The following is a 14,571-nucleotide window of genomic DNA, read 5'->3' as shown; positions in this document are numbered from 1 at the left end:
TTATTTGCGCGTATTTTTAAAAATGTTGGTGTAATAGGTTTTGGCAAACAAACTGTAGCCTAACTGTCGCATAAACTGGTATAATTCGCTGCGCTCTGGCTCAAATACCTCAAAGGGAGGCGATTCGGCCAGTACATATTCCGGTCTGTATTTATCCCAGTTGTTGGATCGCAGTACTTCTAAATCGAGTCCTTCGGCATCTATGCTCAGGAAATCGATGGGTGTATCTTTTGCCAGGTATTTATCCAGTATATCTGCCAGAGGCCAGGTTTCGATCTTCTTTTCGGCAATTACATGGTAGCTGGCGGTCTGCGAATATTCCTTAACCTTTTCGGGAGAGAACGTATTTAAGGCAGGCTCGTTAAATATGAAATAAGTGAGTTGCTGTTTTACGGCAGATACACCCATCTCAAGGTTAACATCTTTGGGTCTGTGCCTGTTAAATACGGCCATCGAGCCTGGCATAGGATCAATGTTGATACCGGTCCAGTTCTGCTTGTAAAGCAGGTAGGTGTTCGATACCCTAAAAGGATGATGTGCACCTACATCTACATAAACACCATGCTGTTTTTGACCAAAAATTCTTTTTAAGATCATATCTTCTCCTTCCGAGCTATAAGCGCGAACACCGTAGCTGAGCCGCGGAAACAACGTGGTAACTATTTTTGATGCTATGTTTTTGATGCTGCTCATTTTACAGAACGTTTTTGGTAAATAATTGACCGGTAAATACCCTCAAACTGGTATTTAGCTGTTTAATATCTGAAAGCACCAATATGGGGCTGAACATTTTTTTTGTGAGCCGAAAACCCTCGCCTCTTTTATCGAGTAAGAGCAGTACGCCAAATACGGTAAAGTAAGCGGCTACTGTGGCAATGGCCGCCCCAATGCCGCCATAAGCGGGTATCAAAATGAAATTAACGGCCACATTAACAATTAGGCCGTACACGTTGGCATATAGGTAAATTTTATATTCCCCTTCTACAAAAAGATATTGTACCAGAACAATGCACAGAAAAACTGGGATACCTGCCCATACATGGATCATCAGCATCCAGGAAGCGGCCATATAACCTTTGCCATAAAGAAAAGGAATGATCAGGTGTGCCGTTAATGTAATAACCAGAGCAATGGCCATGCTTAACCAGAACGATAACCTGAGCCATTTTTCCAATGTAAGCAGGTAGGCATTATAGCTGTTTTTTTTCTTCTGTATCAGCCCTGGCAGTATGGCTACCGACATCACCGTAGGAAGGGCATACCATAACTCTGAAATCTTTGCTGCGCCTACGTACTTACCCAGCTCGTTGGGGTTAGAAAGCAGCCCCAACAGCACCAGGTCTATTTTCATAAACAATACCACCACCAGGTTTGAGAGTATCAGGGGCCAGCTTTGCTTCAGCAGTATTTTTGCCATATGGCGGTCTATGCGCAAGCTGAAATCGGTACCATTATAATAGCCGAAAACTATAATGATAATAAGGTAAGTGAGTAGCAGTTCTATAACCGATGCCCACAAAAAGGCCATCAATGTGCCATTAAAAAAGATAATAACAAGCTTTATTATACAGAAAGTGATAAACACACTTACTTTTGGGATAATTACCCTTTTGATATTATTTTTTGCCTGATAGAAATAATCCAATACATCAAAAGATTGCAGGATGATAATCAGGGCAGAAAAAATAGTACAGTATAAGTAGAGCAGTTGCTGTTTTCTGGTAAACAGTACTATGCCTATGCTGAGGGCCGTACAAATTATAGCGGCGCAAAACCTCATTAAAATAACGGTAGCCACAATGGTTCCCTGCCTTTGCTCATTATTAATTATCTCTTTTACTGCGAGCCTGTCCATTCCCAGGATGGATACGCTGCCGATAATCGTAGTAAGTGCAAGCGCATAGTTCCATATCCCGAATTCTTCAGGACCAAGGTGCCGGCCAATAAGTGCCATAATGATAATACCCGGAAAAAGTTTACTGAGTTTATCAATCAGGAGCCAACCGCTATTTTCAAATAGTTTATACAATGCGCTGTTTTATTTTTTTAATTATTGCCGACCATGTGGTTTTATGTTGCTTACTTTCTGCATACGAGTACTGATCGTAATACGAATGGAAAGTATCCTGCTCTATACCGTTAAAAATGACCCCTATTTTTTTGAAGAACCCTTTTACCAGGTTTTCGGATACCGCTGAAATTTTGGATTTCAGGGTGAAATTGTACCTGATCACAAATAAGACACAATCGATGAGGTTGGATATGCTTTTGGCATCGGATACTATACCGATCGGCGACATATCGATGATAACATAATCGAACCTGGCTTTCAACTGGCTGATAAGGTCGGCCATACGTTCTCCTTCAATCAGTTCAATAGGGTTTGGCGGAATGGCTCCTGATGAAATAAGATAAAGTTCTTCAGTGCCGGGTACCTTTTTAATAATCTCTTCCAGGTTTTTATTGCCGATGATGTAATTGGTTACACCAACGTTATGGTCAAGTCCGAAAAATTGTGAAAGTTTAGGGTTTCTGAGATCCAGCTCAACCAGCACCACTTTTTTATCGCCCACCGTTAATGAATTTCCCAAATGTGCCGAGAGAAATGTTTTTCCTTCTCCCGAAACACTCGAAGTGAGCAGGATAGTTGGCGTACCGCTAACCCCTGTTAGCAGGAATTTTAGGTTGGTACGCATATTAAATGCCTGTTCTACCAGTATAGACCTGTTCTGGAGCGACATATCGTGCGCCTTGTCATCCTGCTGATAAATTTCGGCCACGATAGGAAGATCGAATACCTGTTCGATTTCTTTTTTATTGAGTACCCTCGGATTTAAGAAATATTTGAAATAGATGTAGGCGCTGGCAAGTACCAGTCCGGCAGCGATAAAGCCTATAAATACAATTGCTTTTTTGGGCGCAATGGGTTTTTCGGGTACAAAAGCCGGCGCAATTACTTTATTATCCACTACGTTGCTGGCATAGGCAACAGATGCTTCTTCTTTTTTCTTTAACAGGTAGAGATAAAGGCTTTCTTTTACGCCCTGCTGCCTTTTAATATTGATATATTCTTTGGCGTAAGTAGGTATATTGGCTATTTTTCCCTGTATCTGATTTACCTTACGCTGTGTTTCTTTTTGTACCACGCCGGCGTTCCTTCGGTACCCTGAAATGTAATCGCTAATGGTTTTGCGCGTATCTGCAATCTGCGATTCCACATTTTTCAGTATTTCACTGGTGGGTTTAAGCGAGAGCGACAAACGTTTCTTTTCTTTGAGTGCTTCCTCATAACGGTTGATCATAGATGTTAGCGTTTGATCAATGTTACCGAGTACAGGAGCAAAGGGGTAACTGCTGGAAGGATTGTTGACGTATTTTTCTACCTGATCGAGCACTGAAAGTTGCATGTTGGCTTCATTGAGCTTTACATCAGCTTCCTTTACCTGCTCAAGCGCCAGTTTCGAACTGGCATCAATATCGGTAATACCTCTCTGGATCTTGAAATTTTCTTCCTGCTTTTCCAGTAGTGCCAGCTCATCTTTTAATGAGTCTATCCGCACACCTAGGAAATGAATGGCTTTAGAGGCCGTTCTGTTTTTATCATCAAGTGTGTATCCGTTATAGGCATCGAGCAGGGCATTGAGGAAATTGGCCGCTCTTTCGGGCACAGGGTCGCTGTAGCTAACCAGTATTACGGTGGCATCACGGTTTACCAGTGCTGCGCCAATATCTTCGATTTTATCATAAGCATTTTCAGCTACCGAATCTACCCTGATCTGAAATGTATTGGCCGGATCGGCTGTAGCCAATGGGGCATAGTTGATCACGAATCTATCTTTCGCTACCGTAAATGCTTCGCCAGGTTTAACGGTCAATTGCCTGCTGGTATCGGCCGTTGTGTTTACCTGTTTTATCTTTAACAGATTGTTTTCCCTGGTAACATCAAAAACGTAATTGCCCACTTTCGAACTATCGCTCAGTACACGGATGGTAAGTGGTGTTCGGTTGTAGATTTCTTCATTTTTTACCGTTCCTTTTATATAGTACCGGATGTTAAAACCATTGGCTGCAATCACCTTTTCTACCAGGATAGGAGATTTCAGTACCTCCATTTCATTCTCGATATTTTTGCCGTTATTGAAAAGAGAGAGAGATTTTAACGCATCCATTTCTTCCCCGCCGCCTTTTTTTTCATCTTTAAGGTATAGTTTAGCGCTCGACATGTACATCGGTTTTTTGTATTTCATGTAGAGGAAGCCCCCTGCAACCATAGCCAACAATACCAAAAGGTACAGTGGCCAGTGAAACAGCATCTTCTGGAAAAGATCGTTCAGATCTATTATCGGATTTTTATCATTTGTTCTTTTTTCCTGGTTCATATGCCAATTACCTGTTTAAGATGACAATTGTAGTGATCAATGATATTACGCCTATAATGGCAGGCAGGAGCTGTACTGTTTTAGAGGTGGCAAATTTGCGGTCAGGGCCTGGTTTAACATATATTACATCGTTATTGCGGAGATAATAGTAATCGGATGAAAGTGTTTTGCTATCGTTCAGGTTTACTGAGGTATACTTTTTGATCCCGTTCACTTCGCGGATGATCATAATGTCGTTCCGTTTGGCAGTGATATTGAGATCGCCCGCCATACTCAGTACATCCAGAATTGAAGCTCTTTCTGCTCCAATACGGAAGGAACCCGGATGGGCCACATCGCCCAGAACCGATACCCTGAAATTTACCAGCCGGGTGGATACGTAAGTGCTGCGCACGGTTTTGTCCAGTTCCTGGGATACGAGGTCGTTTATGGCAGCGGTAGTTTTGTTATTTACATTTATTTTCCCGATAACCGGTAGCGTGATAATGCCCACACTATCAACCAGGTATCCCTGCTCTATGCCACTGCCATTAGCTGTGCTGGAAGTTGCCACATTTGGGTTAAACATCTGCGATACTTCTTTATCCAGCGTAGTAATGGTAATTTGAAGGATATCACCAGGCTGTATTTTAAGTTGTTGCATACGGTGGAGCGAGTCTGTCCCCGTAACTGCTGCAATGTCGTTAAAGTAGGTTAGTTTACGGGTGTTTGCACATCCCATAACGATTAGCAAGGCCAGGATCAGTGGTAAGCTAAATTTTAAATTCATATCGGGTAATTGTTTTGTCAATACTTATAGTGTAAAAATTTTAACGGATAGCGGAATTCTGCCGGCATCCCCAATTATCTTATGAGGTACAAGGAAACATACCCTGACCACAGAAATAAATTATGTTTTTACTTCAACCTGAGCTACGTTCACATCCCTACTGCTCGTTCTGAAGAATTTTTGTCTTATTTTTTCCTGGGCAGGGAACTCGAAATAATAATAAAGTATTAAACTTAGCGGCACCAAAATCAAGAAAAATACCAGCACAGTAATCGGCGATCGAAACACATGATTGTCGATATGAAAAGTGTTTGCTATAAGTACAAAAGCAATTTGTAACGAGAAATGAACCATGTACATGGCATAGCTGCAATTACCCACCGCGGCCCATTTCTTGCTGATGCCACCTTTATTGGTTTCCCAGAGAGCCAATGCGAGTATGGTACAAGGCGATACCAAGGTTCTAAAAATGAAATTTTTAACTAATCCCAGTGCTATTTCTGCTGAAGCAGGGGTTTTATGGGGAAATAGATGGAGATATTGTTTCATGAAAATATCCCGGAGATAGCCAAAGTAATACTCTGCAAACAGGATACCCCACAATAAAATGGTAAAAACAATAAGGGATGACAGGTATTTTTTATTCCTGTTTTCTTTTAGCATCCAGGTATAAATGTAGTAAACCAGGGCACCTAAAAAGAAAGAGTACATTCCTTTCCCAATAAGAGAGTAGTAATACTGTATAAAAATACCAACTGGCATCAGCAATAATAATAGCCACTTATTGTGTTGCATTCTCACATAGCAGATAAAAAAGAATAGTAGATATAAAAACGCTTCTACCGAGGCCGACCAGGATGGGCCATTAAATGAAGCACCTTTCTCAATTCCCCAGCTTTGCATAAAAAGGAGATTCAGAATAAAATGATAACTGTCGTTAAATAGAACGATAAAGTAATGACCGGTATTTTTGATCATAAGCCATTGGAGTACTGCCACCGAGAGTAAGGTAACCAGATGGATAGGGTAGAGCCTGCTGATGCGGAAGACCATAAATTTTCCAAAATTCATTTTTCCTTTAGCAATCCGTTCCGCATACAACCAGAAAAAAATAAATCCGGAAAGGAGAAAGAACAAATCGACTGCAATTACTCCGTGATTATAGATTGCCGATAAGTAAGTATAGAATGGAAGTGTTGTTTTATCGATACCTTCCTTTACCCAGGTACTTTTTTCGAAATAAAAGAATTCCCAATGGTTTAGAATAACTACTACTGCTGCAATGCCTCTAATGATATCAAAGGTGTGGAAATACTTGGGAGGACTTTGGACTATGTTCATGCAAGAATCTGGGATAGTAAAAAACAATAGGGATGCTCAAACTTATTATACAAATCCAATTTAATTTATAATGATGATAGTTTTGACATCGAGTGAGTTAATGAATAGAATGAACAAATGGAGGTGATAATTGTATAACGGGGTTCTGTGCCGGATGGTTGGTTATGTATTGATTATATGTAGTAGAATACTAATTTAAAATACATAACTGAAAGTTCAATCAGGAGGTCTTAATTCATCATTAGCCAAAGAATGGCTAGTCGATTTGGTAACAATTAAGCGTTAGGAGGAGGAAGCTGATGTTTGATTTTAGCGATCTGCTTGGGATAGATCATTTTCTTATCCCAATAGTTGTGTATGTACCTTTGAATAATGTTTATTTAAAAAAAAACACCACTGGATTTTAATAATCCAGTGGTGTTCAAATTATTCACTCAATAATTATTGTCTGTTACAGGTTTTTTAAAAAATCCAGGTACAGTGGAACACTTTTCTCAATCCACTCTTCCGAAGAATTGAATTCGATGCCATAATAGGCGAAAAAGGGTTTGTAATCAGCTTTAACATATTCGAACGAGAGTTCGAACGGACGGAGAAGTTCATCTAAGGGATATTTATATAAACCTGAGCTGCTCATTTCCTCTTCATCAACACCTAACGAAATGGCCAACGCAATCTTTTTGCCACCAACTTTATAACCGCTTTTACTGCCGTAGGCCCAGCCATGAGTTAAAACCTCATCCATCCATTTTTTTAACATAGCAGGCGAGTTAAACCAGTAATAGGGGAACTGGAATACAATTTTATCATATTGTTCAATCATTTTCTGCTCTGTTGCTACATCTATTTTTTCATCCGGATAAGCCTCATACATTTGATGGATATGGAACTGATCCGGAAATTTCTGCAGTGCTGTAACCCACCTCTTATTTACGATGGAGTTTTTCATATCTGGATGGGTAACTATAATTAATGTTTTCATATTTCCGGTTTTAAAATTACACTGCAAAATTAATGCAGGTTACATAAATTCTGTACATTAGCAACCAAATGTAGGGTACTATAAAAAATGTAAGTAATGTCTAAAATCAAAGAAACCTCTACCAATTTTGCCAATAAACAGGCTTTGGCTGATGAATGTCCGGAAGTTTACGCCGCCAATATTATCGGCGGACAATGGTCTATCGTAATCTGCTCCTGGTTAATAAATGGCAAACTTCGTTTCGGCGAGTTAAAAAAACTGATTCCCAATATCACCGAAAGAATGCTTACCCTGCAGTTGCGCAAACTCGAAGAAAATAAAATCATCAAACGAACCGTTTACGCAGAGGTGCCACCCAAAGTAGAGTACGAATTAACCTCAATAGGTTACGAACTCAAACCAATTATTAAAATGCTCGAAAACTGGGGTGAAAAACATAAAGCACTGGGCTAGGAAAGATTGCCCTAAGTTAAATTTTTCTTGCATTTTTTCCAGCCGATATTATCTTTGCAATAACAGTTATTCTTCAAATCGGGATGTAGCGTAGCCAGGTATCGCGCCAGCATGGGGTGCTGGAGGTCGGAAGTTCGAATCTTCTCATCCCGACCATTTAGTACCTCAATAACTTTTTTGGCATTTCTTCAAATTATATCAAATATTTAGGTAGCCGTAAAATCTTTAAAAGAAAATTAATTTCATCAATTAGAATCGCAATATGGGCTTAGATATGGTGCCAATGGGCAAAGCCAAACCTGGACATGAAGCTACTTTTAAGAAGCTTTACTATGAACTGATTAATTTCAAGGAGCCAAAAGTGTCTTGGCTGGATAAACTAATCGGTAAAAAAGACAATACGAAAGAACAGTTACATGAACAATGGCTAGCCATGCAGACTTCATCTTTTGAAACTTTAGGAGCACCAATGGTTGGTAGAGATGAAAATGCAAATGTTTGGGCTAAAGAACAGTATGAGGATACAGCGAAAGAAATTAGTGAAGCAGATTTCCTGAAAAAAATGGATGGCCACTATGTTTTAGAGCTTGCAGAGGACAGTGCAGGTATTTCTAAATACGTATCTAATTTATATGATCGAAATGTTTTTAGGGGACAATTTCTACAGGAATGCATACCTGTAATCGGCGAAGAATTAGTAAACGAAGCATGGGAAACAAAATTTGCTGAAGAGGCATTAGATTACGCTCGTAGACTTAATGATGTTGTTGATCCAATAGCAACAACTAACGAATTAGCATACCTTAAAACCCAACGTGATTTTCCTGAAGAATTTGGTGAAAATGATTTAGCTACTCAGCTGCATATTTTGTATTCATTGATTAACTGGCTGAATTTTTATGGGGAAAGAGGGCATGGATATGAAGCTGATTATTAAAAATGCTATGCAAAAAAAACTAAATGATCTGAAGCGACCTAGTAATTTGCATTTTTTGCAAAACCATTTATATGCTGCCTTTGGGTTATTTCAAATAAAGAATAGGCTGAGTAAGTCAAAAAATAACTGATAAAGCGAAAACTATGGCTTAAAAAGAATACAGAACACATGTATTGAGAGCTTTTAAAATTGGGAAGAAATCAATGAATAGCGATTCGCTTATCTGTAAAATTTACTGTTTTTTAATAAAAAAGGGTAAAAATGCCTTTCTTTTGCATCTGAATGTTGTTTTTTAATAGAAATGTTTAGTTTTGCGGCCCGTGATTTGCTTACGGAAAGAAAACAAGTATAACCTGGATCGTAACAGATCCCAATTAAAAACAATTATGGACAAATTCAAACAAGTACAGGAAGTGATTGCTTCAGTTGAAGCTGATGTAGCTAAATTTTATGATGGTGGTAACGCTGCAGCAGGTACACGTGTACGTAAAGCAATGCAAGATTTAAAAGTACTGGCTCAGGAAATCAGAGCTGAGGTTACTGAAAAGAAAAACACTGCAAAATAATTAAACCGCTTATTAGCGTATCAAAGCTTCGGGTATCTGCCCGGAGCTTTTTTTTGGAGTAAGCAGGAATTTGTTTTTTAACCGCAACGTTTGCAAGGTAAAATCGCTAAGAGCGCAAAGCCAGTTTTGTTGTTTATGCCATTACCCATCTTACATTTTCGATCATCAATAATTGGCTCAGCAAAGCTGGCGTATTATGTATTCCATTATCCATTTTACATCATCCAATTTTTCTCCGTGGTTCGTGTCCTCACGAAACACATATAAACTTAGCGCTTCAACTGTCGTGGTTCGTGTCCTCACGAAACACCGATACTACTCTCCATATGGCTCTTGTCCCCACGAAACGTACACGAACACTATATTTTAACTACCCATATCATCCATACTTAAAACTTGTAATCTAAAAATAGAACCTTAATTTTTTTTACACCCAACAGGAATATTTTTTTGACTAATGTCAATTACAATCACTTTTTAAAATGGGTTAATGTTAAAGGATAGTTTTAATTTTGTTGCACATGAATTTGATGGTCTATCCGTTCATGTAGGTAGGATTTTGTTTAACTTGTGATGACTTTAAGCAAAGAAATAGGCGAACATGTAAATGTTTGCCTTTTTTTATGCCTTATCCATGCTGCTGCGTTTTATAATTTATACTTTTGCACTCTATGGCGGAAGCAACAAAGGAACAGATAGCAGTAAAGGCAACCTATTTCAGCATCATTGGAAATACCTCGCTGGCATTGATCAAAGGAGCTGCGGGTGTTTTTGGAAACTCTTACGCCCTTATTGCCGACGCAATAGAATCCACTGCCGATATTTTTTCCTCTGTGCTGGTGCTTTTCGGAATCAAGTATTCCAACCGCCCGGCTGATGAAAACCATCCTTACGGGCATGGTAGGGCCGAACCGCTGATTACTTTTTTGGTTGTCGGTTTTTTGATCACATCTGCCACCATTATTGCCTACGAGAGCATTAAAAATATCGAAACCCCGCACAGTTTGCCCAAACCATTTACGCTGTTTATTCTTGGTGCCATTATTATCTGGAAAGAAATATCCTTCCGTTTGGTGATGAAAAGGAGCAAAGAGACCAATAGTTCATCTTTAAAAGCAGATGCCTGGCACCACAGGAGCGATGCCATTACTTCTGTTGCGGCATTTATTGGCATTTCTGTGGCACTCATTATGGGGAAAGGATATGAATCTGCCGATGATTGGTCTGCTTTATTTGCTGCAGGTTTTATCCTTTATAACTGTTATCATATTTTCAGACCTGCATTAGGCGAAATTATGGATGAGAACATGTACGAAGATATTATTGCTGAAATCAGAAAGGTTGCGGCCACAGTAGAGGGCATTTCGGGCACCGAAAAATGTTTTATCCGTAAATCAGGGATGAAGTACCATGTAGATCTCCATGCACTTGTTGATGGTAGCCTCTCGGTAAGGGACGGACACGAGCTGGCGCATAGGTTACAGGATACACTGCACCACGATATACCCGAATTGGGCAATATTTTGATCCATATTGAGCCTGCCGGGCATCACCATTAAACTGCCAAGCTCAAAAGTAACAGATATGATAAATTGATCGTTTGCTTGCAAAGCCTGCTTGGCTTATATTTGCACCGTGAACAAAGTTGTCATCTTCCTGCTGTTCCCCGTAATTGTTTTTAACGCTTCCTTACGCGAAGTGTTAAAGGCGCCCCAATTGATTTCACATTTTATACAGCACCAGCAGCTTAATTCACAGATCAGTTTTATCGATTTTCTGGAAATGCACTACCTTGGGCACGATCTTGATGATAACGATGACGAGGAAGACATGAAACTGCCGTTTAAAAAGGTAGATGGCCATCATGTAATCTCCATTGCTGTTCCCGCCGAAAAATTTATTCTTTTAAAAGCTGCCTCCTTAAATCTTTTACCGGCATGCACTTTTAATTACGAACCAGCATACAATAACCCTACTTTCGGTAGTCTGTTCCGACCGCCTATCGCATCGGCATAAATTCTACCTATTTCCTTTTTTTCCGGGTAAAGCATTTATGCCTGGCCTGGATATGATGTCGATCCATTTAAAATAATTTATTATGCTGAATAAGATTATCGGCTTTTCCGTTCGGAATAAGCTGATCATTGCCTTGTTTGTACTTTCCCTTGTGGGATGGGGTGCTTACGAGGTAACCAAATTACCTATTGATGCCCTGCCCGATATTACCGATAACCAGGTGCAGGTAATCACCGTTTCGCCTTCTTTGGGCGCACCGGATATCGAACGTTTAATTACTTTTCCCATTGAGCAATCCTGTAGCAGTATTTCTGGTCTGAAACAGATCAGAAGTTTTTCCCGCTTCGGACTATCGCTCGTTACCATCGTTTTTAACGAAGAAACTGATGTTTATTGGGCCAGGCAACAGATTGCCGAACGCCTGCAGCAGGTACAGCAGGAAATTCCGCAGGGCATAGGCTCGCCCGCAATGGCGCCGGTTTCAACCGGTTTGGGTGAGATTTACCAATATGTGGTTCGTCCCAAAAAAGGTTACGAAGGCAAGTACGACGAGCAGGCATTACGGACCATTCAGGATTGGATCGTTCGCCGGCAGCTTTTGGGTACGCCGGGTGTGGCCGAAGTATCTAGCTTTGGCGGGCGCCTTAAACAATACGAAGTAGCCGTAAAGCAGGATCAGCTTAAAGCCTATGGCCTCACCATTGCTGAAATTTTTGATGCCTTAGAAAAAAACAATGAGAATACCGGAGGTGCCTATATCGAAAAGGGACCAACAGTTTTATATATCAGAAGTGAAGGTTTAACCACCAGTTTGAGCGATATCGAAAAAATAGTGGTTAAAACACTGGATAATGGTATGCCTGTATTAATGGGGCAGGTGGCAAAGGTGCAGTATGGTTCGGCCATCCGTTATGGCGCCATGACTTATAATGCCCAGGGCGAAGTTGCCGGAGCAGTGGTGATGATGCTCAAAGGCGAAAATTCGTCTGTTGTGGTAAAACGGGTGAAAGATAAAATTGCTGCCATACAGAAAATGCTGCCGGAGGGCGTAGTAGTTGAACCCTTTCTCGACCGGACCAAAATGGTTGATAATGCCATCAGTACAGTAGAAACCAATTTAATGGAAGGTGCTCTGATTGTAATTTTCGTATTGGTTTTTTTCCTTGGTAATTTACGTGCAGGTTTAATTGTATCGTCGGTTATTCCCTTATCCATGTTGTTTGCCATTATCCTGATGAATAAATTCGGTGTTGGTGGAAACCTGATGTCGCTCGGAGCAATCGATTTCGGATTGATAGTGGACGGATCGGTGATTGTGGTTGAAGCCATTTTGCACCGTTTTTCGCACAGTAAACATTTCAGGTCGCTTACCCGCATCAACCAGGATCAGATGGATACCGAAGTAGAAAAATCAACCGGTTCGATGATCAAATCGGCTGTTTTTAGTCAGATTATTATCCTGATTGTTTACCTGCCGATACTTTCGCTGGAAGGTATTGAGGGGAAGATGTTTAAACCTATGGCCTGGACAATTGCATTTGCCATTTTAGGCGCATTTATCCTTTCCATTACCTACGTACCCATGATGTCGGCATTATGCCTTAACAAAAACATCAGCCATAAAAAGAACCTTACCGATAGGTTAATGGCCTGGCTGGAGCGCAAGTATCAACCCATTTTGAGCAGGGTACTCAACTTCCCTAAAACCATATTGCTGGTTACTGTTTCACTTTTTGCCCTGTCTGTATTTATTATGGGTACACTTGGCGGCGAATTTATCCCACAACTCGAAGAAGGGGATTTTGCGGTAGAAACGAGGCTGTTAACCGGTAGTAACCTGAACAATACCATCGAAACCACGCAGAAAGCATCAAAAATCCTGTTGGAGAAATTCCCGGAGGTGCAGAAAATCGTAACTAAAATCGGTAGTGCCGAAGTACCTACCGATCCGATGCCTTTTGAAGCTGGGGATATGATGGTAATCTTAAAACCTAAAAAAGAATGGACATCGGCCAGATCTTTCCCCGAACTGAGCGCCAAAATGACAAAAGCGGTAGAAGTGATCCCCGGTATTACGGTAGGTTTCCAGTTTCCTGTACAGATGCGTTTTAACGAGCTGATGACAGGAGCAAGGCAGGATGTGGTATGTAAAATATTTGGCGAAGATCTCGATTCGCTTGCCGGATATGCCAAACGCCTGGGCAACATTATTGGCAGCGTAAAAGGTGCCATCAACGTTTACGAGGAGCAGGTAACCGGAATGCCACAGGTGGTGATTAAATACAATAGGGATGGTATGGCTAAATATGGCATAAATGTGGGCGATGTAAACCGCGTAGTAAACACTGCCTTTGCCGGGCAAATTGCCGGACAGGTTTACGAAGGAGAAAAGCGCTTTGATATGGTGGTACGTTTGGACGAGGCCGCCCGCAAAAATATCAGGGACGTAGAAAATTTGATGGTGCTTACCAGATCGGGCAACCAGATTCCGTTAAGTACGGTGGCCAGTATTGAGGAAGTTGAAGGGGTAAACCAGATTCAACGCGAGGATACCAAACGCCGGATTATTGTAGGTTTTAATGTTAAGGACCGCGATGTACAATCGATCGTAGAAGAATTACAGCAAAAAGCTGAACAACAGCTCAAGCTTTCTAAGGGCTATACCATCAAATACGGTGGTTCTTTCGAAAATATGACGGCGGCCAAATCTCGTCTGGCCATTGTGGTACCAATTGCCCTTTTATTGATTTTTCTGTTACTTTATTTTGCTTTCAGTTCGGTAAAACAGGGCTTGTTGATTTATACCGCGATCCCATTATCCGCAACGGGAGGAATATTTGCCCTTTGGATCAGGGATTTACCTTTCAGCATATCGGCAGGTGTAGGTTTTATCGCCTTATTCGGGGTTGCCGTATTGAACGGTATTTTATTGGTTACCGAGTTTAACCGTTTGAAAAAAGAGGGCTGGCTGGATGTAAAACGCATTGTAATCCATGCCACCAAATCTAAACTCCGGGCGGTACTAATGACTGCTTTAGTGCCATCGCTTGGCTTTATCCCCATGGCCATCAGTACCGGGGCGGGCGGTGCCGTTCAAAAACCATTGGCAACCGTAGTAATCGGTGGAT

Annotated in this window: 12 protein-coding genes and 1 tRNA gene; 7 read left to right on the top strand and 6 right to left on the bottom strand. The window is 40.8% G+C overall.

Annotated elements, in window-relative coordinates:
• The 6 genes from B2V92_RS00065 to B2V92_RS00040 form a co-directional block, all read right to left on the bottom strand.
• Positions 1-693 carry an FkbM family methyltransferase gene (locus B2V92_RS00065; RefSeq protein ID WP_293303680.1) on the bottom strand — a complete coding sequence of 231 codons (693 nt, stop codon included), beginning with the start codon at positions 691-693 and terminating at the stop codon, positions 1-3.
• A gap of 1 nt (position 694) precedes the next feature.
• Positions 695-2,029 carry a flippase gene (locus B2V92_RS00060; protein ID WP_293303678.1) on the bottom strand — a complete coding sequence of 445 codons (1,335 nt, stop codon included), beginning with the start codon at positions 2,027-2,029 and terminating at the stop codon, positions 695-697.
• Positions 2,022-4,379: a GumC family protein gene (locus tag B2V92_RS00055; protein WP_293303676.1), complete on the bottom strand. Its 2,358-nt coding sequence runs from the start codon at positions 4,377-4,379 to the stop codon at positions 2,022-2,024. Before B2V92_RS00055 ends, B2V92_RS00060 begins: the two co-directional genes overlap by 8 nt.
• Before the next feature lie 7 nt (positions 4,380-4,386).
• Positions 4,387-5,148, bottom strand: a complete 762-nt coding sequence (locus B2V92_RS00050; protein ID WP_293303674.1) for a polysaccharide biosynthesis/export family protein — start codon at positions 5,146-5,148, stop codon at positions 4,387-4,389.
• 120 nt (positions 5,149-5,268) lie between these two features.
• On the bottom strand, positions 5,269-6,489 hold the full coding sequence (locus B2V92_RS00045) for an acyltransferase family protein (RefSeq protein WP_293303672.1): 1,221 nt from the start codon (positions 6,487-6,489) through the stop codon (positions 5,269-5,271).
• Positions 6,490-6,940: 451 nt separating this feature from the next.
• Positions 6,941-7,471: an NAD(P)H-dependent oxidoreductase gene (locus B2V92_RS00040; RefSeq protein ID WP_293303670.1), complete on the bottom strand. Its 531-nt coding sequence runs from the start codon at positions 7,469-7,471 to the stop codon at positions 6,941-6,943.
• A gap of 96 nt (positions 7,472-7,567) precedes the next feature.
• Between B2V92_RS00040 and B2V92_RS00035 the strand changes: the two genes are divergently transcribed.
• From B2V92_RS00035 to B2V92_RS00005, 7 genes are all read left to right on the top strand, one after another.
• A complete protein-coding gene (locus B2V92_RS00035) occupies positions 7,568-7,924 on the top strand; it encodes a winged helix-turn-helix transcriptional regulator (protein ID WP_293303668.1) in 357 nt (118 codons plus the stop codon).
• A gap of 79 nt (positions 7,925-8,003) precedes the next feature.
• Positions 8,004-8,080 (top strand) — tRNA-Pro (locus B2V92_RS00030).
• A 106-nt stretch (positions 8,081-8,186) separates the two neighbouring features.
• Complete coding sequence (locus tag B2V92_RS00025; RefSeq protein WP_293303666.1) at positions 8,187-8,861, top strand: hypothetical protein; 675 nt, start codon at positions 8,187-8,189, stop codon at positions 8,859-8,861.
• A 386-nt stretch (positions 8,862-9,247) separates the two neighbouring features.
• Positions 9,248-9,427, top strand: coding sequence for a histone H1 (locus B2V92_RS00020; protein ID WP_113951121.1), 180 nt, complete (start codon positions 9,248-9,250; stop codon positions 9,425-9,427).
• Between the two features lie 671 nt (positions 9,428-10,098).
• Positions 10,099-10,986, top strand: a complete 888-nt coding sequence (locus tag B2V92_RS00015; RefSeq protein ID WP_293303661.1) for a cation diffusion facilitator family transporter — start codon at positions 10,099-10,101, stop codon at positions 10,984-10,986.
• A gap of 76 nt (positions 10,987-11,062) precedes the next feature.
• Positions 11,063-11,443 carry a hypothetical protein gene (locus tag B2V92_RS00010; protein WP_293303659.1) on the top strand — a complete coding sequence of 127 codons (381 nt, stop codon included), beginning with the start codon at positions 11,063-11,065 and terminating at the stop codon, positions 11,441-11,443.
• An 82-nt stretch (positions 11,444-11,525) separates the two neighbouring features.
• Positions 11,526-14,571, top strand: a 3,046-nt coding sequence (locus B2V92_RS00005) for an efflux RND transporter permease subunit (protein WP_293303657.1), incomplete at its 3' end; no start/stop codon positions are given.

The organism is Pedobacter sp. UBA5917 (assembly GCF_002432345.1).
GTDB lineage: Bacteria > Bacteroidota > Bacteroidia > Sphingobacteriales > Sphingobacteriaceae > Pedobacter.
Note: the sequence above shows the minus strand (reverse complement) of the source record. Positions and strands in the feature narration are given on the sequence as shown.